Below are 22805 nucleotides of genomic sequence, written 5' to 3'. Positions count from 1 at the left end.
CTCCATGCTAGAATCGTCGGCTATGCGCCATATCATCAGTTTCTGATGATTTATCGAGACGCAAGTCAGTCATAATAGAGGACGCGACAGGGAAACGCCCAGTTCACACTGGCAATGGAGAAGGAGGAGCAGGGCCGTGACAGCAGTCCGCGATGCACCATCGGCCGCTATCGAGCCGCTTCCCCGCTTTCTGCACCTGTGCTATCTCGGCCTCGCGTTTTTCTGGGCCTGCAGCATGCTCACCTTCCGCAGCTCCATCCTGCTCACCGGCGCGGCGGACACGCCCCAGTACAATACGTTGATCGTCGTCGTATCGTTTTTGGCAAACATGACCGTGCTCTTAGGCGTGTCGGCCCTTGTAGAGCGGGCGCCGGAAAATCTGGCGAAACTCTCGCCGTGGCCCTTCTGCGGATGCATCCTTGTCGGCATCGCGGCTATCGGCGGCGCCGGCATATGGTTTGCCGGCCCAGCGCTTTCCGCATCGCTCGTGATCGGCTCGACGCTATGCGGCGTCGGCTTCGGCTACCTATGGGGGAGCTGGGCGGACGTGCTCGGACGCGTGCATCCCTCGCGCACGGCCCTGTATGCCCCGGCGTCGTTCTTGCTCACCACCATCATCTTTCTCGCCGTCGACTCCCTCGCGGCCCTCACTCCCTTTCCGCCCCTTGCGCTCATGGCTCCCCTGCCAATAGCCTCGGTTCTCTGCCTGAAGCGCTGCCGTACCGAGAGCAGCCAGCCGTCGGTCCTCCTCGCGCCCCACCGAACCGAGTCTCAGCGCTACCTGGCGGCTCTCACCACCCTCGTGCCGCTCATCATCGCCGCCCTCGTTTTCTCCTGCCTGTTCGGCTTTATGTGGGAGACCGCCGTGCTCAGCGTGAACTCCGCGAGCACGGCCCATGAACTGCCCCTGGTGCTGAATTTCGTCGTTGCAGTGCTTCTTTTGGCCTTCACGGTTGCCTTGCAGCGGCGAGTAAACCTGTCGCTTGTCTACCAACTGCTTATCCCCATCGCCATCGTGCTGTTCGCGGCGCTGCCGTTTTTCTGGAATGTTCACCCCGTGGTGCTGAACGCAATCATGAGCGCCGTACATGGGGTCTTCGACGTGGTCATCTGGTACCTGGTAGCCACAGCTGCCTACGATTACGCCGTATCGGGCTTCGTTATAGGGGGCCTGGTGAGGGCGCTGTCCATTCTCGCACGGCTCGTGGGCATCGGCATCGGGTATCTGATCATGCTCCTCCCCGAAGTGGCTGGCTACGCTGTAGTGGGCGTGTGCATCGGAGCGGTGTATCTGCTCGTCATCCTGCTATGGTTTCTCTGGCACAACGCCAAACGCTCGGTTCCGGGCGAGGAGGCAGAAGGGAGAATGGCGATTGGCGAGGCGACCGGCGACGGCAACGCGAATCCGCATTCGAGCGTCTCAGATCCATCGTCGGTCTTAGCTGCCCCAACAGCCGTCAAGGCAACCGACAAAGCAGCTGCCGACCCTGCCAGCACCTCTCCCGTTGCGGAGTCCATCAGCACTTCTGCGACCGCCGAGATCGATGGGGCCGAAGCTATTAACAGCGAAGAGGTCGTCTTCGCGCTCCTCGCCGACGACTACGGCCTCACTCGTCGCGAGGCCGAGGTGCTCCCCTACCTCGCCCGCGGCCGCTCCGCAAAGGTCATCGCCGAAGCGCTCTTCGTCTCGGAATCCACCATCCGCACCCACACCCGCCGCATTTTGGAGAAGACCTGCCTGCATTCCAAGCAGGAACTCATCGATCTCGTTGAGAAGTATTAGAAGCCGGCGGAGGGGCGCGCCGCTTGGTGCACCAGCCGACGCGCACCGCCAAGCCGTCTAAAGCCTTGGCGCGACACCACGCGCAACCAGAACCTGCGGCTCTACGAGCGCGGTCATGACCCGGCCGCCCGCATCGGGCGCATCACACTGGAAGAAGAGCGCCTAAAAGCACCATCGATCCGAAATGTGCAAAATGAGCCATTTCTCGTAGCTATTGGCGACAAATGCGAAAAGTTTTCCCTGTTCACGCCAAACGGTTCAAGCCCTCCCGGCACAAAATCCTACGAGAAGTACCCTGTTTTGTGCATTCGAGGCTTCCCCATAATCCGCGGGGACTACTCCCGTTGGTGTATCTGCGTGAGCCGGTCGTGATTAGGGGTTGCCGAGGTCTCGGGAACGTGCTGGGGCGTGATAGTGTGCACTCCAGCACATGACCGACCCCCTTTCAGAAGGAGATCACCAATGACCAACTTGAACACCACCCCGAACCCCTTCGGCAAGCATTCCTTCCGTGACAACGCCGTCGACTCCGCCGCGAACCAGACCTACGAGTTCGACATCGACGGCTCCGTGGCCGCCAGCGTCGAGAACGCCGCCGCCGCCAAGCCGAAGTTCGGCCGCCGCTCCTTCCTCACCGGATTCGCCGGCGCCGCGCTCGCCTGCATGCTCGCGTTCGGCGTGCAGGGCGCCATCATCGACCCCGCCACCGCCGAGGCCACGGGCACCCCTTCCGCTACCCAGACTGTCATCAACACCAACGATGACGCAACCCTGGCTGAGGCCGTGGCCGCCAAGTGCCTGCCGTCCGTGGTATACGTGGAGACCTACGCCGATGCGGGCGGCCAGCTCCAGAGCTTGGGTACCGGCTCGGGCGTCGTGATGACCGAGGATGGCTACCTCATCACCAACAACCACGTGGTCGACGGCGGCAGCGCCTACAAGGTGACCATCGCCGGCAACACCTACGACGCCGAGCTGGTGGGCACCGACCCCTCCTCCGACGTGGCGGTGTTGAAGGCCAAGGACGCCAGCGGGCTCACCCCCATGGAGATCGGCGATTCGGACAACCTGACCGTCGGCGAGTGGGTCATGACCCTGGGCGCTCCCTTCGGGCTCGAGCAGTCGGTGGCCACGGGCATCGTGTCCGCCACGAGCCGCTCGCAGATCATGGACGCGAGCGAGTCGATGCAGTCCGGCGGCAGCGGCGAGACCACTATCTATCCGAACATGATTCAGACCGACGCGGCCATCAACCCGGGCAACTCCGGCGGCGCGCTCGTGGATGACGAGGGCAAGCTCATCGGCATCAACACGCTCATCACCTCGTACTCTGGCAACTACTCCGGCGTCGGCTTCGCCATTCCGGTGAACTACGCAGTGAACCTCGCCCAGCAGATCATCGCCGGCGAGACCCCGACCCACGCCCAGCTCGGCGTGAGCCTGTCCACGGTGAACGACCAGGCGGCTGCCAGCTACGGCCTCGCGGCCGAGTCCGGCGCCTACGTGGCCGCCGTCTCCCAGGGCTCCGGCGCCGAGGCGGCCGGCCTCCAGGAGGGCGACATTATCACGGCCCTGGACGGCGAGCCGGTGGAAGGTGCCTCCGACCTCATGCTGGCCGTGCGTGGGAAGAACCCCGGCGACACCGTGAAGCTGACGGTGAACCGCAACGGCCAGGAGCAGGAGATTTCCGTCACCCTGGGCGACGACGCCGCCAGCCAGAAAGCGGCTGCCGAGCAGAAGGCCCAGCAGGAGCAGCAGATGCCCGAGCAGGGTCAGGACTTTGACTGGAGCTACGGCGACGGTAACGACTACGGTTACGGCTGGGGCTACGGCGACGGCTACGGCCAGGACGGCGGCAACGGGTACGGCTACGGCGATGGCTACGGCAACGGCCTGAACCTGGACGACCTGTTCGGCCAGCGCTAAGCCGCCGAGACGCCTTACGCGTCAAGCATGCCGACAGAAGGGACTCACGATTCCCTTACTGCAGGGGCGACCACACGGTCGCCCCTTTTCTATTGAAAGCTCTGCGATTGAATGCTCTTTACTCAGCGCTGAGCACTTCCAGGTTGCCACTTATGATGTCGAAGGTGAGATCGCAGGAGTGCGACGGATCTCCAGCGGAACCGGCGAAGTCGTTCGTGAAGTTCCCAGAGGTTTTATCCACCTGCGCCGTCAGCGCGGTATCGGCCGGTAGCTCCAAAACGATGTGTCCGGAGGCAAGCGATCCAGAGATGGTCTCCGGGGCCGACAAGCACGGGCCGAAGTAGAACTCCCCTGAAGCCTGATCGATGTGCAGCGTCTTGGCGATAGAGCCTTCGTAAGCGACATTGCCACTTGCGAGGCTCAGCTCGAGGTCGGTCACCGACATCTGGCTCACTGAGACGGAACCCGAGGCGACATCGAGTTCCATTTTCTCGCACAGCATGGCGTCGGCCCCGTCGATACCGTACTCACCCGAGGCTGCCTCAAGAACGAAGCGCTCAAGAGACGCCGCCGATTCGGGGATAAGCACCTCCACGTCTTTGCTGCCCCATGTGCCGAGCGAGCATCCCGATAGGCCGCCGTTGCCCTCCATATAGTCGATGGAAAGCACACCGCCGTTCGTGCTGCAGGCCATAACAGGTTGCGGACCGCCGTGCATCGTTTCGTTCACGACAATTTTGCCGTCGGTCTCGCTATCGGGCACCACGCGCACGGAGCCCGACCCGGCGAGCCAGTTCAGATCGATGGCGTTTACCTCACTGGAGTCGATTTCGAAATGACTGCCCTCGGAAGTCGATGCAACGCCGCCGCGCACACCGCTGCGCAGCGTCGCATCCGCCACCTCGCTCGCGGCATCACCCGCATATCCGGCCATCTCGCCGACCGCATCTCCCGCATATCCGGCGATCTCGCCCATGGCGTTCCAGCCCACACAGCCCATCAAGCCACCGGGCGCAAGCAGCGAGCCCAGCGGAGCAACGACCACGCCACGACCGCAGCCGCCGAAAAATCCGCACACGCCCAAACAGAGCAGCACGATGAGCGCGATCTTCACATAGGTGCTCCGTTCCAGCTTCATTGGGCGCCTCCTTCTGAGGAGGAATCACTTTTCGCTGCGACGCTCTGGCGTTCGGCCAACCATGTCTGATAAGCCGGATCAGCCTCCAAGGTGTTCACCACCCAATAGTAGAAGGGAATGGTGAGGAAGATCACCCAGCCGGGATGCCACCAGCCGAAGCAGAAACCAGCAAGTAGGAAGATGACCGCGCACAGAAGCGGGTAGGGAAACGACTGCAGCGGATCTTTCGGTTGGGGCGTCGGTGGCGGCGCAATGGGCACCGAGGATGCCGGCGGAATGGAACCCGGTGGGCGAGAGCCAGAAGGGTAGGAACCCGGGCTCTGCGGCGATGCCGGCGAACCGTGCGAAGACGCGCCAGGGCCATAGCCCGCACTCGGTGGCCGATGGCCCGGCGCTCCGTATGTGGAAGGCGAGAACCCGTGCGGCGCCCCTCGGCCGGAAGCACCGGCCTGTCCAGGGGACGGAGCAGGCGGCGGGAAGCCTCCCGACGTCGCAGCGGGCGCGCTCACTTCCACGACCACTTTTGGCACGTCGGGCGCCTCAGCTGCCGTCGCAGCCGCCGCTTCGGCCCGCGCCGCAGCCGCCAGGGCCGCCTCCGCCGCAGCAGCGGCCTCGGTTTCCACCGATTCGGCGCGCTCCTGGGACTCAAAGCGCACATCGTCGGCCACCTCGGGGCTCACACGCAGAAGCTCATCCAGGGTCACCTCGTACAAGTCGGCCAAGGCAATAAGGTTTCCCATATCGGGCGCCGACTCGGCGCGCTCCCACTTGGAAACGGCCTGGCGCGACAACCCCAGCTGCTCGGCCAGCCCCTCTTGGGAGAACCCGCGCTCACGGCGCAATTCGGCAAGGCGTTGGGCGATTTCGACGTTCATCACGGTTCCCTTTCGCGTCTTGTTCGTCACATCTCGCCTTTCACCCTATGGTTTCAACCCTGGTTGCACCAGCACCTTATGTGGTCAATTTACCAGAACCGAGCGAAAAATCTCCGACAACCACTGGTTGCCCCACCCACGAACAGGTAATTTGCGCCTTTCTTAAGGCAGCCAGCCCACGACCACTCGCGCCGCCTTCGCGACGCAAGCCATCAATCCCGTCAGTCATAGCGGATACTCGAGCAAATCCTCGATGCGGCAACCCAGCGTCTGAGCGAGCCGATAGAGCGATGCGCCCTGACCGTGATTGATGTCCTTGCAGCGCTGCTCGTACTGCTGTATCGCCCTCAGCGACACACCCGATTTCTCCGCCAGCGCCACCTGGGAAAGACCCCTTTGCTCGCGCCACGACTTCAGAGGAGCGCCCCGCCGGGCTACGCGCTCTTCGATCGCTTCGACGAACTTCTGCTCTGCCGCTTCGTGGAGCGGCCAGTACAGCGCGCGAATTTCTTCCATGGTCGTCACGCGCCCGATGGTTCGGAACGGGCGGCCCGTCTCCCACTGCCAGTAGGCCAGAACCCAACCGCACCAATAGTCGGGCCCTTCCCCGTCGGACGCCATATCGGCCAGAGGCACGCCGATATCCAGCCCGGCCCGATAGCACACGTCAAGCACCAGCTCGATGCCTGACGAACCACTCACATAGCGCGGGGCGCCGGCGCCGAACGCATCGGCAACCCCTGTCGCTACGAACATTTCAAAGAACTGGTCGAGCCCCAAGTTGACACGGTTGGCCGCGCAATCGAATGCCTCGCCCAGCACCTCCATGGCATCGAACAGATAATCTTCGCTATAGGCCTGCAAGATCGGTCACCTCTTCTCGCAAAAGGTCGCGCAAGAAAATACCGTCGATGCCCTGCCGGGCAGCCTCCTCGCGATAGAGCGCCCGCGCCTTCTCGTCGCGCTCCTTCCGCTTAGGGTAGTAAACGGCGCTGGGCGCCACTGTGGCTTCGACGAACTCGATGGCCTTGAATGCCTCCGGGCTCTTGAGTACGATCTGCTGGCCCAAATCACCGAGATGCAAAGCCCACGTCAACTGCTCCAAAGAAATATCGTTTCGCAAAAAGGCGCGGGCGAAGGTGAAGTAACTGTCATCAGCACGGTGCCCCACGATAACGTCGAACGACTCCGCATCCAGCAGGTAGTGGGCACGAAGAAACTCGCTACCCGCTTGAGCCACCGGGGTGCGCAGATCGATCTTGCGATGCTCCAGCAACAGCGCCAGCCAATGAAGCGTCGAGTATTCCGGAGAGGAGAGTTCAAGAACCTTAAGGCCGCGGCCATCGAAGCGATACTCGTTAGCGTAGCCGTCGTAGCCTTCTTCGGAGCAGGCCCACTCGCGCGCCAATTCGATATGCTCGGTGCAATAAAACCCGCGGCCGTAGTCGTTATATGGCCTACCACCACCGTAGAAAGGATGCGCCACTATTTGAGGCGATCCATGAAATAGAGGCATAAGTTCCATAGTTTACCTATCTCTCCAGAGATACTTCCAGAAGTATAGCATAGATATCTCTCCAGAGATATCTAAGATACGCCACGGAATCTTGCTTGGCTTACTGCAAGCCCTAGGCGACGTCGCCCTTGGCATCGTTGCCTTTGCGGGCGTTCCACCATTTGGAGAGTTGAACGATGATGACTTCCACGAGCGGAATCGTGAGGAAGATGACCCAAGCGGGGCCATGCCAATGAACATCGACGAAGGTCATCCAAAGGAACCAGGCGATCGCACCAATAGGATACAGCGCGCACAGCATGGGAGCGATGCGGCGAGATGCGACTGCCGCGCCCACAATGTAATAGGTCGGAATGAGGAACAGCAAAAAGAGCGTCGGCCCCCAAATGCCGCTGAGCATCCCGAAGGCGAGGTAGCCCACAATCACCAAGGCCCAGAAGGGGAACTTCAGCCACTTCTTAGCCCTGTCTGCATCGAAGTCACCGGGTGATACCCCGAAGGGATTGTCACGCGTGAAGATATGCTCTGCCGCCTCAGGATCCGTCGTGTTGACGCGCACGCCGTCCCAACCGACGTGCACCTCTTCGCCGTGGCGGTCGACCACGTGCACGCCCTCGGCCCAGGACACGTGCACATGGTCCTTGCCGTCGTCCACGTGAATGCCACCGGGCCCGAAGGGCACCTTGCCGCGGCCCTCCTTTTCGAAGTCAACGCCCTCGGCTGTCTCGGCATCACATGCATCGCCAACGCCACCGCCCTCTGGCGAAGCCGTCTCTTCCGAAGCTTCCGCGACGACAACCCTGCTCGCGCCACGCACTTCCGCGCGGTCGGCGGCTTCGAAGGCCACGTCGTCCTCGATGGACTCGTCCACGTACAAAAGCTCATCCAGCGACACCCCGTAGAGCTTCGCCAGGGCAATGAGGTTGTCGGTGTCAGGCGACGACTCTGAGCGCTCCCATTTGGAAACAGCCTGGCGCGACACGCCCAACTTCTCCGCGAGGGCCTCCTGCGACAGCCCTGCAAGCTTTCGGCGCGCGGCCAAGCGCTCGGCGATTTCGACATTCATGGTGTGCTGCCTTTCTTCTGCGATTGCCTCTCAAAAACGCCTTGGAGCCTACCGAAAACCTCTTTGCCACGGAACCAATTCGCGTTGTCATTTTCCGCAATTATTGGTTGCGGAAGCGCTGAACTGGGAAAATACCCCAGCGGTCACCACGCGCATGGCAGCATTCGCGCTCGCTAGCGGCCGTCCCGCAATGCCTTCAGGCGCGCCAGGGTGTCGGCGGGAATGCGCTCGGCGACGGTGTTCTTGCGCGCCACCTTCGGGGTGTCATCCAAACGCGCATCTTCGTAGTACTCGCCCATCTCATGGGAGAAGCCGTCGGCGCTCATGCGATCGACGCCGCCGCCGAACACCGTGTCTTGAATGGCCGCGTCGCTCGTGACCACCATGGTCTCCACCCCGCGCTTGCCCGCGTCGTAGGCCAGCTTCTCGATCACCTTGTCGGCCGACTGCCCCGCCGGGGAGAAGATCACCTGCACGCCGCCGATCTTCGTGCGCGAGCCTTCCGAAAGCTCGTTATCGGCGGCGTCGAAGACGATGATGGCGCCCATGTCGCGCCCGGCGTAGTTCACCACGTCGTTGATGAGCCGGTCGCGGGCGGCGTTGAAGAAGTCGTCGGTGTAGTCCTCGTCGGCCCGCGGCTGCCACCGGTACCGGCTGCCCGACCGCAGCACGTTGTACCCGTCAACGATGAGGAGTCTCTTGCGTTGCTTGGCCATGATGCGATCTGCGGCCTATTCCCAGTTCTGGCGCAGCCACTCGTACATGCAGGCGGTGGAGGCCTGGGCCACATTCAGTGAGGAAATCTCTCCCACCTGGGGCAGCTTCACGCCGAAATCGCAGTTCTCCAGCACAAGGCGCGACACGCCTTCACCCTCGTTGCCCATCACGAGCGCGATCTTGCCCTTGAGGTTCGACTGCCAAATGAGATCGGAGGCGTGCTCGGTGGCGGCGGCCACCCAGAAGCCCTCGTCCTTCAGACGCTCGATGGTGCTCACGAGGTTCGCCACCTGGGTGACGGGAATGTGAGAAATAGCCCCGGCCGAGCTTTTGTAGGTGGCGGCGGTCACGCGGGCGGCGCGCTTGTTGGGAATGACAATGCCGGAAGCGCCCACGCACTCGGCCGAACGGGCGATGGCCCCCAAGTTGCCGGCATCGGTGATGTGGTCGAGCACCACAATGAGCGCGCGGCCGTCGTGCTCCTCAGCCGACTGCTTCGCCGCGTCCAGAATCGTCGTCATGTTCACATAGTTGAACGGAGCCGCCTCAGCCATGACGCCCTGGTGGCTACCGCGCTCGGAAACCTCGTCGAGCTTCTTCTTCGACACCTTCTTAATAGGTACGTCCAGGTTCTTCGCCTTGCGCTGGATGTCGCGCACCAGGCTGTCGCCCTGGCTCAGGTTGTCGGCCATGAGGATGTACTTCAGCGGCACGTGGGTGCGCAGCGCCTCGATAACCGGACGCTTGCCTTCAATGAAATCAGCCATGGAATCGCTTTCGTCGTGGTAGTTCAATGGTAATCGAGAAGTTTACCACGGCCCTGCGGCCCTTCTGAAGCCGCACGCCCAATCACGCCAAATCAACGCTGGCCGTCGCCCGAGCGACACCCCGGCGCACAGCCTCATCCGCGCCCCGATCATCCAGCTGCATGAGTGGAAGCCGAACAAGCCAATCGCTCAAACCGACTTTACTAAAGCTCACTTGAGTAACGCCCCTTTACATCACGCCTGAGCCGAAGAGCACGAGATCGATGAGCTCCTGCTTGCTGTGAAACATATCTTTGCCAGGTATTCCACTTACTTTGACAGGTTTACGCTACTCGTTTTGCAATTGCATTTCCCGGTTGATTGCCGCTGGCGGGCGCCTGCACCACCTTCGGCTATCTGCTCGGCAAGAATCTGCACAACAGCACCTGGTAGAAGGCGCTCTACAGCCCTCCCTATGAAAGGAACCCGCGACATGCGGGTTCCTTTTTCTGTTCCTAAATGAAGAGCTGCGGGGCAAGATTTCCTGCCAGCTATTCCGCTTTCGCATCGCGGGCGGCGATTTCGGCGGCCTTCTTGGCGAACTCGGCGCGCTGCTCGGGGGTCATCATGGCCATCTGCGCTTCCAGCACGTCGTGCTTCAGCGCTGTGGCGAAATCAGCAGAGTCTTTCTTGGCGCCCTCGGTCGCCTTCTTGACCGCATCGGCAGCCATCTCAGCTTGCGAGCGCGCCATGGACACGGCAGCCTCGGTCTGCTCGTGAGCCAACTCCGCGGCCGTCTTGGCCTGATCGTTCAGGTGGCTCGCGGCCGCCTGAGCCTCACGGGCCGCCTCGCCGACCGCGGTCTGGGCCTGCTGGCCCACGCGCTCGGCGGTGGCCTGAGCCTGTTTCAGCACCTCGGAGTTGATGGCCTTGCCCTGCTCCACGGTGATCTCGCCCTTGGCGATAAGCTGCTCCACCAGCTCCTGGGTCTTCTCGGCGCCGAGCGCCATGGCGCCCACACCAGCCAGGAACACGTCCTTCAATCCATCGGCAATCGTCGTCATTTCGGGGCCTCCCTTATCTCGACGGTGATTTCGCACCCTCTACTATACGAGCGCCCCCGCCCCACGTATGCCAACGGGGCGGCACCGTTACCGCCCCGTCAAAGGTTGATTGATTTGGTTAGGGAATCTGCCGCGAATGATTGCTCGCAGCCGTGCGCCCTGCGCGCGCCTGCGCGCCCGTGCGCTCGCATTCGCTCGTTCGCGGGTGCTATCCCAGGATCAGCTTCAAGACCACGTAGGCCACCACGAACCCCGACACGGCGCTTACCCCCATTTTCAGGCCGGCTGAAGCTACCGGGTGCTTGCGTCCGAAGGCCTCGTTGTCGCGCACCGGCTCCTCGCCGCGGGAGTACGCCACAATGTCGCGATAGGTGACCAGGTCGTACTTCTTCTTCATCGACTCCACCATGCCGAGCAGAATACATCCTAAAACCCACAGCGCAAGAAACAGCACAATTCCCAGCACCTCGCTCTCGGTGCACTTCGGCATGAGCGAGGAGGGGGCCGTAGGCACCGCGAACCCCACCGCCACGCACACCAGCCCGACGCCCACAAGCGCCCAAGCTGCCACCGTCAGGCGGCTCATTGTCTTCCAGTCGTTCTCAATCGCCTTTTCCATCGTTGCCACGTCTCCTTTCACGAGCTCATCGATGGACGTGCCGAAGATCTCGCTTAAGAGCAGAAGGCTCTGCACATCGGGATAGGTGCGGTCGGTCTCCCAGTTGGAAATGGTCTGCCGCGATACGAAAATGCGCTCCGCCACGTCCTCCTGGGACAGCCCCAGTCGGTTCCGGTGCTCCTTGAGATGCTCCTTGAGTTCCACAACACGTCCTTTCGCGATCAGAGTGACATGACACGCCGCAGCGTACCACCAAAACCCTTTGGCACAACCCCGCAGCCAATGAAAACCCCTGCCAAAAGTCTTTGACAAGGGTTCTGAACAGGGATTTTCTCTAGATAAATAGCGATCGTAGAAGCATTTAGTGCATTGAGCGCGGCTCGCGTCCATTCGGCGCGAATGCGAGAAAGACCCCGAAACGCGAGAGGCGATCCGGGGTCTTCGTCGATTGAGGAGTCTATTGCCCTACCCGAAAATGGCGGCGAAGGCGCCGGTGCCGGCGCCGTGCAGGACGTTGTCGCGCATGGCGCGGCGGGCAAAGCCCATCATCTCGGCCAAAGCGTCCAGCGCTACTTCCTTCTTCTCACCCGTGCGACGCAGCTTCATCTCCACCTTGCCCTCTTTCAGGCCGCGCTTGCCCACGACAATCTGCACGGGCCAGCCGATGAGGTCGGCGTCGTTGAACTTCACGCCGGCGCGCTCGTCACGGTCGTCGATGACCACCTCGAAGCCGAGCTCGGCCAGATCCTTCGCGATTTTCTCGGCCATGGGCTGCACCTCGCTATCGCCCACCGTGAGCGGCACCACGCAAATATGGGCCGGTGCCACCGACAGCGGCCACATGATGCCGTGCTCGTCGTTGTGCTGCTCGACGATGGCGGCCAGCGTGCGCGAGATGCCCACGCCGTAGCAGCCCATGATGAAGGGCTTCTCCTCGCCATCTTCGTCCATGAACGTGGCGCCCATGGCACGGGAGTACTTGTCGCCAAGCTGGAAGATCTGGGCCACCTCGATGCCGCGAGCGCCTTCCAACGGAAGTCCGCACGTAGGGCAGCAGTCGCCGGGCTTCACCGTGGCCAGATCGGCCCACTCGTCCACCTGGAAATCCTCGCCCAGACGCGCGCCCACGTAGTGGTAGCCGTCCTCGTTGGCGCCCACGACCCACTGCGGGATGGCCTGCAAGCTGGTAGCGGCGATGATGCGGGCGCCCTCCGGCAGCCCCACCGGCCCCATGGAGCCCTTGCACAGACCGAAGGCGAGCATCTCCTCGTCAGTCAGCAGCGTAAAGCCGGGCACGAGACCCTCGATCTTCAGCTCGTTCAGCTCGTGGTCGCCGGGAATGAACAGGCACACGAGGTTGCCCTCGGCGTCCTTGCCGGACAGCGCCTTCACCGTGGAGGACTCGGGGATGTTCAGAAACGCGGCCAGCTCGGCGATAGTGTGCACGTCGGGCGTGGCGATCTTCTCCATGGCGTCCACTTCGTACAGCGTGGGGCGGGCCAGGCATGCGCCGGCCTCGGCGTCGGCCGCATAGCCGCACGAGCAGTACACCAGGTCGGCCTCGCCCGATTCGGCCAGCGCCATGAACTCGGTGGTCACCTTGCCGCCGATCTGGCCGCCATCGGCCTCCACCTCGCGGTAATCCAAGCCGCAGCGGTCGCAGATGGCGCCGTAGGCCTTCCCCATGGCGTCGTAGGTTTCCTGCAGCGACTCCTGGGTGGCGTTGAAGCTGTAGGCGTCCTTCATGACGAATTCGCGAGAGCGCAAAAGACCGAAGCGCGGGCGAATCTCGTCGCGGTACTTCGTCTGAATTTGGTAGAGGTTCTGGGGCAGCTCCTTGTAGGAGCGCAGCTCGTTGCGCACGAGCGCCACGATGATCTCCTCGTGGGTGGGACCGAGGCACATCTCGCGGTCGTGACGATCGGTAAGGCGCATGAGCTCGGGGCCGTAGTCGTTCAAGCGCCCGCTTTCCTCCCACAGCTCCGCCGGCTGCAGCACCGGCATGAGAATCTCCTGGGCACCCGAAGCGTCCATTTCCTCGCGCACGATGTTCTCGATCTTCTTCAGCACGCGGAAACCCAAAGGAAGGAACGTGTACAGGCCCGAGGCGGCCTTGCGCAGCATGCCCGCGCGCAGGAGCAGGCGCGCGCTGTCGATGTCGGCGTCCGACGGGTCTTCCTTCAGGGTGGGGGCGTACAGGTTGCTCATACGCAGAATCTGGGTCATAGGTTCTCCAACTCCTCCATAAGGGCAGAAACAATTTCCGACTCTTGCACTTTGCGGACGATTTTACCATGGGAGAAAACAACGCCCGCGCCCGCTCCGCAAGCCACCCCGATATCGGCATCGGCGGCTTCCCCCGGCCCGTTTACCACACACCCCATGACCGCCACCTTCACCGGCTTGTCCACCGTAGCGAGGCGCTCTTCCACTTCCTGCGCCAGCCCGATGAGGTTCACCTGGCAGCGCCCGCAGGTGGGGCAGCTGATGAGCTCGGGGGTGCGGCGGCGCAAGTCCAGGGCGCCGAGCAGCGTCCAGCAGGCCCGCACTTCCACCACAGGGTCGTCCGTGAGCGAGATGCGCATGGTGTCGCCGATGCCCTCTTCCAAAAGGACGCCCAGGCCGCATGCGCTTTTGATGATGCCTTGGAAGGCGGTGCCCGCCTCGGTGACGCCGATGTGCAGCGGCACCTCGGGCAGCTCGGCGGCCAACAGGCGATAGGTGTCGATGGTGGTCTGCACGTCGTGGGCCTTCGCCGACACAACGATGTCGTGGAAGTCGCATTCGTCTTCGAAGAAGCGCACATACTCGGTAGCGGAAGCGGCCAGCTTCTCGGGCAGCGTCAGGTCGTCGCGGGCCGCCAGCGCGTCATCGAGCGATCCGGCGTTCACCCCGATGCGGATAGGGATACCCGCCGCAGCCGCCGCGGCGATCACCTCACGGGTGGCCTCCAGGCCGCCGATGTTGCCGGGGTTGATGCGCAGCTTGGCCGCGCCGCGGGCCGCCGCCTCGATGGCGATGCGGGCGTCGAAATGGATGTCGGCCACCACGGGCAAGGGTGATGCGGCGCACACGGCTTCGAAGGCGTCCAGGCAGTCCCGACGCGGAATGGCCATGCGCACGATCTCGCAGCCGGCCTCGGCCAGCGCCTCAATTTGCGCGAGGTTGGCGGCCACATCGTCGGCCGGGGCGTTCAACATCGACTGCACCGCCACCGGCGCGCCTCCGCCCACCGGCACATCCCCCACCATCACACGCCGCGTGCGGTCATGGGGCTTCAGTTCCTTGGTCACGGACCACTTCCTTTCCAACCGTTATCTTTCACCAATTATAAGTCCGGAATCCGCCCAAGGAAGTCAGCGAGGGTCCGACAGGTTTAAACCCCTAGCCCCAGTTGCCAAAGACGAACCTCTGGATGTCCTGGTTCAGCATGATGACGAAGAAGCCGAGGAACAGGGCCATACCAGCAAGCGACATATAGTTCATGGCCTTCTGAGACACTGTCTTGCGGGTGCCCTTCTGGAAGATTTCCACCACGAAGCGGCCGCCATCCAGCGGCGGGATAGGCAGCAGGTTCATGATGCCCAGCGAGACCGAGATCATGGCCATGAACTCCAACGCCTCCACGAGGCCCGCCTGGAAGTAGTCCTTCGACATGACGGCGATGCCGACGATGGAGGTGGAATCGGACACCGTCTGAGCCGCCGTGGCCGGGTTGAACAGGCCCGCCACCGCCTGAATCACCATGCCGATGTACATGAAGCCGGCCTGCAGCGCCTGCAGCACCGATGCGTGAATGGTCGTGATCTCGCCCGTTTCAGGATGCTGCACCTGAAAGCCGATGATCGAGAACACGATAATGAACACGAGCATGGCGAAAAGCAGGTTCATGAAAATGCCCGCCAGAAGGATGACCGAACGCTTCCAGAAGGGCAGCGAGCGGTACTGCTGGCGGTACTCGGACTCGTAAAGCGCATGGGGGTCGGCCACTTCGCGAGCTTGGCCCAGCTCGTAGGAGGCGGGCGCCGGCAGCCCCGCCGCGGCCGCCTTCTTCAGAGCGCGCTTGCCAGGAGAGACGCGCGGGGCGCGGTAGGTGTTGTACTGATCGGCCTTGGAAGGTCCGATGACGCTGCCCCATTCCACCAGCTCTTCCAGGGCATTGTAGGCTTCGTCGTCGCTGATGCCGCAATCGCGGGCCACGTCTTCCATGTTGGCGGTGCCGCGGCGGTAAAGCGACGCGAGCGCCTCCTGCAGGTGCGGCTGCAAAGGGCCGGCCTCCATGCCGCACACCTTCGCGTAGCCGCCGAGGGGCACGGCCGTGACGCCATAACGAGTCTCGCCCTTCGTGAAGCCGATGGAGGGGCCGGGCAGGCCCAGCATGAACTCGGTCACGCGCACGCCGAAGGCCCGAGCGGCCAGGTAGTGGCCGCCCTCGTGGATGAACACGAGGAAGCCGATGCTGATAACGGCGCAGACGATCATGATGAGGATGTCCACAGATGTCTCCTTATATATGAGAGATTTCCTGCCTCGCGGGGCAGGAACGGGTGTCGCTGGTCATTATAGAAAGCGGGCACCCTTTGTCTTTCCCTTGGAGAGCCGTCTCGGAAAATAACTACAAGCTGGCTACGATCCCTCCATGGTTTCGGAGGGACGTACACCGAATCTGCCGGCTGCGCCCGCCACCTTGACTGCCGTCTCGGCGAGCGCGAAGCACGCGCCTTTGCTACCGCCGCTTGAGAATCGAGCGCCTCGAAGTCCCGCCCTTTTCTCACTGAAAACCCGTCGAAGTCCCTTTTAGCTCCTCGCGCCGACCGCTTTTTCGTCGCAAAAAAAATACGACTCTCGCACGGTCGAGGGAGGGAACGAACTGGGACATTCCCGCGTCATTTCTACGGCTCGGCTCTCGTAAGGTTATCGGCGTCAGGCATCGGGCGCCGTACGCCAAACCTTCCAGCCCGCATTCCTTTGAGACACGGACGTCACGATTGCGCCCCACGCCTGACTCTCTTTCGTCAATCGAGCAGCGCGGACACGTGGCCGCGCAGAGAGGAGTCACCGTGGATTCACTCGATCCCGTCCCCGCGCGCCCGCCCCTCCAAGGAGGCCGCGCCCTTTTCAACATGGTTCTTGCCTTCCTACTGCTCATAGGCCTCATCCCCGCGATGTGTGCCCCTGCGACCTCGGCAGTCGCCACGGAAACCGAGGGGGTGCCCGTCATGTTCCACTTTAAAGACTCTGCGGGCGAGACCATCGACTTCGCCAGCATCACCGCGCCATACGACCTGCAAGAAGGGCACATTGTCGCCACGGTCGATGAGGGCGGAGTGCTTGGCCTCGACGAAGCGCTCAGCTTCGCCGTGTACGAGCACTACGCCACCTTCGGCGACCGCCAGCGCGACATTACCGATGAGTGCTCCCTTGATGCCGCAGCGGGCACCGTAAGCATCCCTGAGTCCTATGCGAACACCCTGGACACCCTCGGCATCGTCTTCGAGCTATCGCCCGCACATCCCGCCTATGAGCGCTTTGTGCTCGCCGACCTCGACACGAGTCCGCAGGAGCTCACCGTCGGCGAAGAGACAACGACCATCGCCTCGGACATTCCCGATATCCTCGCCGAGGCTGGCGGCATCGCCCCCTTCGCAGCCGCCTTCCCCGGCCAGACCGAGAAGCACTACGCGCTCAACCCCTATATGCGCCTCGAAACCTTCGATGTCGACATGCCCCGCAAACAGGAGGCCTATGGGTTCCCCAGCGATCTGGTAGGCTCTTATGGGTTCGGCGCTTTCTTCGGCACCTCTCAGCACTGGGTGAACGGAGTTTCCCAGGGAACGAACTTCAACGACTACGTGCTGAACACCGCATCGAGCAGCTTCGACGCCGTCGTGGACGCGTTCCTTTACGAGACGATCGCCGCCCGCAACGGCGCCGATGCGCCCTTCGCCACCTCGCGCACCGGCAGCGACTACCGCGCTCGCTTCCTCACCACGGGCAACGACTACAAGGACACCAACTACAGCGGGGGAAGCGCACCCACCAACCGCGCCATGGCCCAAGCCACCTGCGGTACTGCCGGCGTTTCCAACGGCTACGGCGCCGTGGCAAGCAACCCCAACGGCGACAACTACATCACTTACAAGGGCACCTACACCGGCTCGCAATCCGCGTACAACGGATGGTACAAGTTCTACTACAAAATCGATGCTCGATCCGCTGCCACCAACAAGGAGTTCCAGGACGTTGTCGGCTACCTGCTGGTGGAGCCCATCAACACCGGGCGCGCCCAGGTCGTGAAAACCTCCGCCAACCCCGCCATCTCCAACGCCAACGGGAATTACTCGCTCGCCAACGCGGTGTTCGGCGCCTTCTCCACTCGTGCAAGCGCCGAAGCGGCGGCCGAGCAGGCTGCCAAGGGCGCCTGGGGAAGCTGGCAGGCGGCCCGCACCTGGGCTCAGGCCAATGCTTCGTTTACCCTCGTTACCGGGGCGGATGGCAGAAGTGCGGTCGCCGAGGACATCGAGGGCGGCGACTATTACTTCTGCGAACTGTTCGCCCCGCCCGGATTCCGCCTGAACAGCGCCGTCCAGAAGGCGACCGTGGAGGCAACCAGCGACGAGAGCGTCGTGTGCCAAGTATCCTTTGCCGATGAACCCATGCGCGGCTCCATCGACTTGCTCAAGCAGTCGGGCTATCCCGAGGTCACGATGGGACACCCCGGCTATACCTTGGCGGGCGCCGTCTATGGCGTGTACGCGGACTCGGCCTGCACAAAGCTCGTCCGCGAAATCCGTACGAGCCTGAACGGCGATGCCGACGGCTACGGACGCATCGACGAGATGCCCATCGGCTCCTATTGGGTGCGCGAGACCAAGCGCCCTCTGGAGGGCTATGCTCTGGATAGCCGAACCTATGCCGTGACCGTCGCTGATCGTTCCGTCACCCGCGTGAATACCACTGCCGTCAGCGACAAGGCAAAGTTGAATCCCCTCTCCCTTCTTATCCAGAAGAAGGATGCTCAAAGCGGTCAGAGCCATGCGCAGGGTGCCGCCACCCTCGGCGACGCCCACTTCCGCATCGATTATTATGCGGCCAAGAACGCTTCCCTGGACGCCCTTAAGACCCTCGAGCCGCAAGCAAGCTGGGTCGTGCGCACCAACGACGAGGGCGCCTTCTTGCTCGACGAGGCGGAGGGCAGCTTCACACACACTTTGGCCGACGGAACAACCGAAGAGCTTCCTTACAAGGTGGCAGGTGATGCGTTCTACAAGCTCTCCAACGGCCGCATCGCGCTTCCCATCGGCACCTATGCCATCCAGGAAGTGAAGGCACCGCGTGGCTACCTTCTCGACGAAACCGTGCACGTGCGCCACGTCACCGATGCCGACACCGATGGCGAGATTATCGAGACCTTCGATGCAGAGCAGAACGGCGATCTCGTCACCGACCGCGTCGCCCGCACCGATCTGCGCTTCATGAAGCGCGCCGACGGCGCCGCGAAGCTGGCCGGCATCCCCTTCAAGCTCACCTCGAAGACGACCGGCGAATGGCACATCCTCGTCACGGACAAGAACGGGCTCGCTTCCACGGAATCTACCCCGGGCCATCCCCACGACGCGAACACGAACGCCAACGACGCGCAGTTCACCGCTCCTGACGGCAGCTTCCAGATGCCGCTTACGTTGGACACCGAGGCCCTTGATGCCACAGCGGGGATCTGGTTCGGTCTCAATGCCGAAGGGGCGTCCGTCGCTGCGGACAATGGACTGGGCGCACTGCCCTTTGACACGTACGAGCTGGAAGAGCTTCGATGCCCGGCCAACGCAATCTTCGAGATGATCCGCGATGAAATCGTGGTTGACGAGAGCGATGAGGGGCTCGTCGTCGACTTAGGCACTCTCAACAACACGGGCACCGGCAAGCCCACGATCCGCACGAGTGCCTACGACGGTCTGTCCGACGATCTGTACGACACGCAGATCAGCGCCGATGCCAAGGCCGTCGTCATCGATCGAGTCACTTATTCTGGCCTAGAGCCCGGAGAGCCCTATCTGCTTCGGGGAACCCTCATGGACAAAGCCACCGGAGAGCCGTTCCTCGTGAATGAGGAAGAAGTCGCCGCCGAGCTTGAGTTCGCTCCCGAGGATTACAACGGGTACGCAAACGTGACCTTCGCCTTCGACGCCTCGGCGATCACCGAGGACACCAACCTCGTCGTCTTCGAGACGCTTCTGCAGGATGGCGTCGAAGTAGCCTCGCACCGCGATCTCGCCGACCGCAAGCAGACCATCGCCGTGAGCCCTATCGCCATCGGCACAACGGCCGTCGACGCCGCCACCGGCACTCACGAAGGCGTGCCAGCCGAAGAGGTCACCATCATCGACACCGCCAGCTACCAGGGACTGACCCCCGGCGAGGAGTACGAGCTATCTGCCGTGCTCATGGACAAAGAGGAAAACGCCCCGTGGCTCGTGGAGGATAAAGTGGTCATGGTAAGCCACCGGTTCATCCCCGAGGAATCCTCGGGCACGGTGGATGTCGAGATCACCATTCCCGGCGCCAACTTGGACGGCGTAAGCCTCGTGGTCTTCGAATCGCTGCTGCACGACGACATCGAGGTGGCCCTCCACGCCGATATCGAGGATGAGGGGCAGACCGTCTCCTACGCCTATCCCGACCTGCCGCTGCCGCCGACCGGCGGCGACGAGCCGGAAAAGCCCGCAGAGCCCGAGGCCGACGAGCCCGAGCCGACGCGCGTCGCCCGAACCTCTCGCCTCGCTCAAACGGGAGACGAGAGCCTTACGGTGATTTGTTTGGTCGCCCTGCTCGCCGTCGCCGGCGCCGGCGCTGCCTTCGTCGCCTACCGCAAGCGCCGCTGAGAACGCTTCCGGGGGCGGCGCCGCTAACTCTGCCGCCCCCGGGCCCACTCGCTTGCGAAGGCGCGGCCCCATGCGTCGACGGCCTTCAGCTGCTCGAGGCTCTCCACGACTTGGACGCCTGCCCCTTCGTGGGCGTCCATGGTCGCCTCGACGCAGCGGGCGATATCGAGGTAGCCGATCTGCTCGGCGAGAAATGCCGCCACCGCCACTTCGTTGGCAGCATTCATGACGGCGGGCAGCGTGCCCCCCACCTCACCTGCATGACGAGCCAGAGAAAGACAGCGGAACGTATATACATCGGGCGCCGCAAATTCCAGCGAGCCCAACGTCCGAAAATCGAGCGGTTTCACGGGAGCCTCCCACCGCTCGGGATAGGAGAGAGCAAATTGAATGGGAATGCGCATATCGGTCGTACCCAAATGAGCCAGAACCGACCCATCGGTAAACTCCACCATCGAATGGATGGCACTCTGGGGCTGCACTACCACCTCGATCTGATCGTAGGGCATCGCGAACAAGTGGTGCGCCTCGATGACTTCGAGCCCTTTGTTCATCAGCGTCGAGGAGTCGATGGATATCTTGGCCCCCATATTCCAGGTGGGGTGCGCCAGAGCCTGGACCGGCGTGACCGCCTCCAAGTCGGCGATCGTCTTGCCCCGGAACGGGCCGCCCGAAGCCGTCACCCACAGCTTCGAGACCTCGCGCGGGTTCTCTCCGAGCAGACATTGGTAGATGGCTCCATGCTCCGAATCGATGGGCATGAGCGCGCCTGCCGGCCCTGTCGCCGGAGCGGCACCGGAAGCACGCCGGGCCGCATCCACCGAGGCGGCCAGTGGCATGATGAGATCGCCGCCCACCACAAGCGACTCCTTGTTGGCCAAAGCGAGCACCTTGCCTGCCTTCAGCGTCGCATAGCTCGCCTCCAAGCCAGCTGCTCCTACCAGAGCGTTCACGACGACATCCACCTCGGGCAGTTGGGTGAGAGCCACGACGGCTTCGGAACCAACACCGAAGCTCGCCTCCACGCCCTCCTGGCCCTCGGGAAGGGCCAGCGACCGCACGAGAGCCCGCGCCTCATCGCAACGAGGGTCGTTCGCCAAAGCGGCATTCCCTACCGCCAGATGGCGCACGCCGAATTCCCGGGCTTGAGCGAGCAGGACATCCAAGGAGCTGTTCACCGCAAGGCCGACGATCTCCAGCTTATCGCCGTGCTGGCGCACGACATCGAGGGTCTGGGTACCGATGGATCCCGTAGAGCCGAGTACCGCAATGCGCCGTTTGGCCATGAGAACCCCTTTCACTATGACAGGACACGCAAAGAGCGAACCGAGACGAATCGCCTAGAAAAGAGCATAGGGAATGCAACCGCCGGCTATCAGAAGGATAGCTGCCGTGATGGAGGTGAGGAACAGCGAGTCGCTCCGATCGAGCAGGCCGCCGTGGCCGGGCATAATGGTGCCGGAGTCCTTGAACCCGGAGTTTCGCTTGATGCGGCTCTCCGCCAAGTCGCCCAGCACGCCCATGCAGCCGGAAATGATGCCGAAGACAATAGACTGAGGAATGGCCATGGTGATGCCGGGCACCAGCGTCATGAGGCACCAAAATATCACCGACCCCACCAGACCGGCGATGAACCCTTCCCAGCTCTTCTTCGGGCTCGTGCGCGGTGCCAGTTTGTGCCTGCCGATTTTGCTCCCCACCAAATAGGCGAAGGCGTCGTTGGCCCACACCGACAAGAACAGCAGAAGCACGCAGACGCCGCCCCACGGCGCCGGCAGCGACACACGGATAATCACCAGTCCGCACAGCAAAAGGCCCGTGTAGGCAGCGCCGAAGAAGCTCACCCCCACATCGGGGATGCGGGCCCGCAGCCAGAACACGTACCACACCAAGAGAGCCAGCAGAAGAGCCAAACTCACCAGCATCGCGCCCACCAGACCGGCAATGTACACGCTTAAGGGGTAGAGCACGGCCGCGATGATGCCGAGCATCTCGTTGGGCAGCTTCGCATCGGAGCGCAGCATGTAGAAGAACTCGCCGGCGCAAATGCCGGCGACGACCATCAGCATGAGCACCATGGGGATGTTGCCGGCCAGCACGCAGATGACCGTCGCCGCCGTGTAAATTACCCCGGTACGGAAACGCACTTGAAGATCGGAGGGATTGCGCAGCTTGTCCGGCGTCTTGTCCAACGCCTTCTGCTTCAGGCGATCGCGCTTCTCCTGGCGCGTCTCGCGCTTCTCCTCGCGGGCGGCGCGCTCCTCGTCGGAGAGGTCGTAGTGCCAGGGAGGACCTTCGGGGGCCGATTCCGCATCGCAGACGACGGGAGGCAAGTCGCGTTCCTCATCGGGCTGCAGCCGGTCGAGCAAATGAGTGCGCTCCTCCGGGGGCGCACTCGCCTCGCCCGGAGATGCACTCCTCCCATCAGAAGCCGCTGCCCCACGGGCAGCCGACACACTTCCGCGCTCTTCCGAAC

General features: G+C 62.8%; 17 protein-coding genes. 3 read left to right on the top strand and 14 right to left on the bottom strand.

Annotated features, from left to right (window positions below):
- Positions 1–136 precede the first annotated feature (136 nt).
- A complete protein-coding gene (locus ACW4QM_RS02910) occupies positions 137–1783 on the top strand; it encodes a helix-turn-helix domain-containing protein (protein WP_227069861.1) in 1647 nt (548 codons plus the stop codon).
- 462 nt (positions 1784–2245) lie between these two features.
- Entirely contained in the window at positions 2246–3709 is a 1464-nt protein-coding gene (locus ACW4QM_RS02905) for a S1C family serine protease (RefSeq protein ID WP_455798176.1), read from the top strand.
- 118 nt (positions 3710–3827) lie between these two features.
- Here ACW4QM_RS02905 and ACW4QM_RS02900 read toward each other — a convergent pair whose 3' ends face one another.
- The 12 genes from ACW4QM_RS02900 to ACW4QM_RS02845 form a co-directional block, all read right to left on the bottom strand.
- Positions 3828–4847, bottom strand: coding sequence for a DUF4097 family beta strand repeat-containing protein (locus ACW4QM_RS02900; protein ID WP_302233927.1), 1020 nt, complete (start codon positions 4845–4847; stop codon positions 3828–3830).
- Positions 4844–5722 carry a helix-turn-helix domain-containing protein gene (locus ACW4QM_RS02895; protein WP_302148068.1) on the bottom strand — a complete coding sequence of 293 codons (879 nt, stop codon included), beginning with the start codon at positions 5720–5722 and terminating at the stop codon, positions 4844–4846. Before ACW4QM_RS02895 ends, ACW4QM_RS02900 begins: the two co-directional genes overlap by 4 nt.
- 225 nt (positions 5723–5947) lie before the next feature.
- Positions 5948–6586: a helix-turn-helix domain-containing protein gene (locus ACW4QM_RS02890; RefSeq protein WP_161128361.1), complete on the bottom strand. Its 639-nt coding sequence runs from the start codon at positions 6584–6586 to the stop codon at positions 5948–5950.
- Complete coding sequence (locus ACW4QM_RS02885) at positions 6573–7247, bottom strand: DUF3990 domain-containing protein (protein WP_161128360.1); 675 nt, start codon at positions 7245–7247, stop codon at positions 6573–6575. The genes ACW4QM_RS02890 and ACW4QM_RS02885 overlap by 14 nt, the downstream gene beginning before the upstream one ends.
- 103 nt (positions 7248–7350) lie before the next feature.
- On the bottom strand, positions 7351–8304 hold the full coding sequence (locus tag ACW4QM_RS02880; protein ID WP_161128359.1) for a helix-turn-helix domain-containing protein: 954 nt from the start codon (positions 8302–8304) through the stop codon (positions 7351–7353).
- A 173-nt stretch (positions 8305–8477) separates the two neighbouring features.
- Positions 8478–9020: an NYN domain-containing protein gene (locus ACW4QM_RS02875; protein ID WP_022738451.1), complete on the bottom strand. Its 543-nt coding sequence runs from the start codon at positions 9018–9020 to the stop codon at positions 8478–8480.
- 15 nt (positions 9021–9035) lie between these two features.
- Positions 9036–9788 (bottom strand): 23S rRNA (guanosine(2251)-2'-O)-methyltransferase RlmB, encoded by a 753-nt coding sequence (rlmB, locus tag ACW4QM_RS02870; protein WP_041714757.1) that lies wholly within the window; start codon positions 9786–9788, stop codon positions 9036–9038.
- Positions 9789–10318: 530 nt separating this feature from the next.
- A complete protein-coding gene (locus ACW4QM_RS02865; RefSeq protein ID WP_161128358.1) occupies positions 10319–10831 on the bottom strand; it encodes a hypothetical protein in 513 nt (170 codons plus the stop codon).
- Positions 10832–11039: 208 nt separating this feature from the next.
- Complete coding sequence (locus ACW4QM_RS02860) at positions 11040–11654, bottom strand: helix-turn-helix transcriptional regulator (protein WP_022738440.1); 615 nt, start codon at positions 11652–11654, stop codon at positions 11040–11042.
- 261 nt (positions 11655–11915) lie between these two features.
- A complete protein-coding gene (locus ACW4QM_RS02855; RefSeq protein WP_161128357.1) occupies positions 11916–13676 on the bottom strand; it encodes a proline--tRNA ligase in 1761 nt (586 codons plus the stop codon).
- Positions 13673–14743 (bottom strand): flavodoxin-dependent (E)-4-hydroxy-3-methylbut-2-enyl-diphosphate synthase, encoded by a 1071-nt coding sequence (gene ispG / locus ACW4QM_RS02850; protein ID WP_302148062.1) that lies wholly within the window; start codon positions 14741–14743, stop codon positions 13673–13675. The genes ACW4QM_RS02855 and ispG overlap by 4 nt, the downstream gene beginning before the upstream one ends.
- A 91-nt stretch (positions 14744–14834) precedes the next feature.
- Complete coding sequence (locus ACW4QM_RS02845) at positions 14835–15947, bottom strand: site-2 protease family protein (protein ID WP_455798175.1); 1113 nt, start codon at positions 15945–15947, stop codon at positions 14835–14837.
- A 563-nt stretch (positions 15948–16510) separates the two neighbouring features.
- Between ACW4QM_RS02845 and ACW4QM_RS02840 the strand changes: the two genes are divergently transcribed.
- Complete coding sequence (locus ACW4QM_RS02840) at positions 16511–20329, top strand: VaFE repeat-containing surface-anchored protein (RefSeq protein ID WP_455798174.1); 3819 nt, start codon at positions 16511–16513, stop codon at positions 20327–20329.
- Between the two features lie 23 nt (positions 20330–20352).
- Here ACW4QM_RS02840 and dxr read toward each other — a convergent pair whose 3' ends face one another.
- On the bottom strand, positions 20353–21615 hold the full coding sequence (gene dxr, locus ACW4QM_RS02835) for a 1-deoxy-D-xylulose-5-phosphate reductoisomerase (RefSeq protein WP_227069893.1): 1263 nt from the start codon (positions 21613–21615) through the stop codon (positions 20353–20355).
- A 54-nt stretch (positions 21616–21669) separates the two neighbouring features.
- The gene (locus ACW4QM_RS02830) at positions 21670–22536 is read right to left on the bottom strand and encodes a phosphatidate cytidylyltransferase (protein ID WP_227069951.1); all 867 of its coding nucleotides are present in this window, start codon (positions 22534–22536) and stop codon (positions 21670–21672) included.
- Between the last annotated feature and the right edge of the window lie 269 nt (positions 22537–22805).

The organism is Adlercreutzia sp. CNCM I-6207, assembly GCF_977072305.1.
This window is presented reverse-complemented; position numbering and strand designations above follow the sequence as displayed.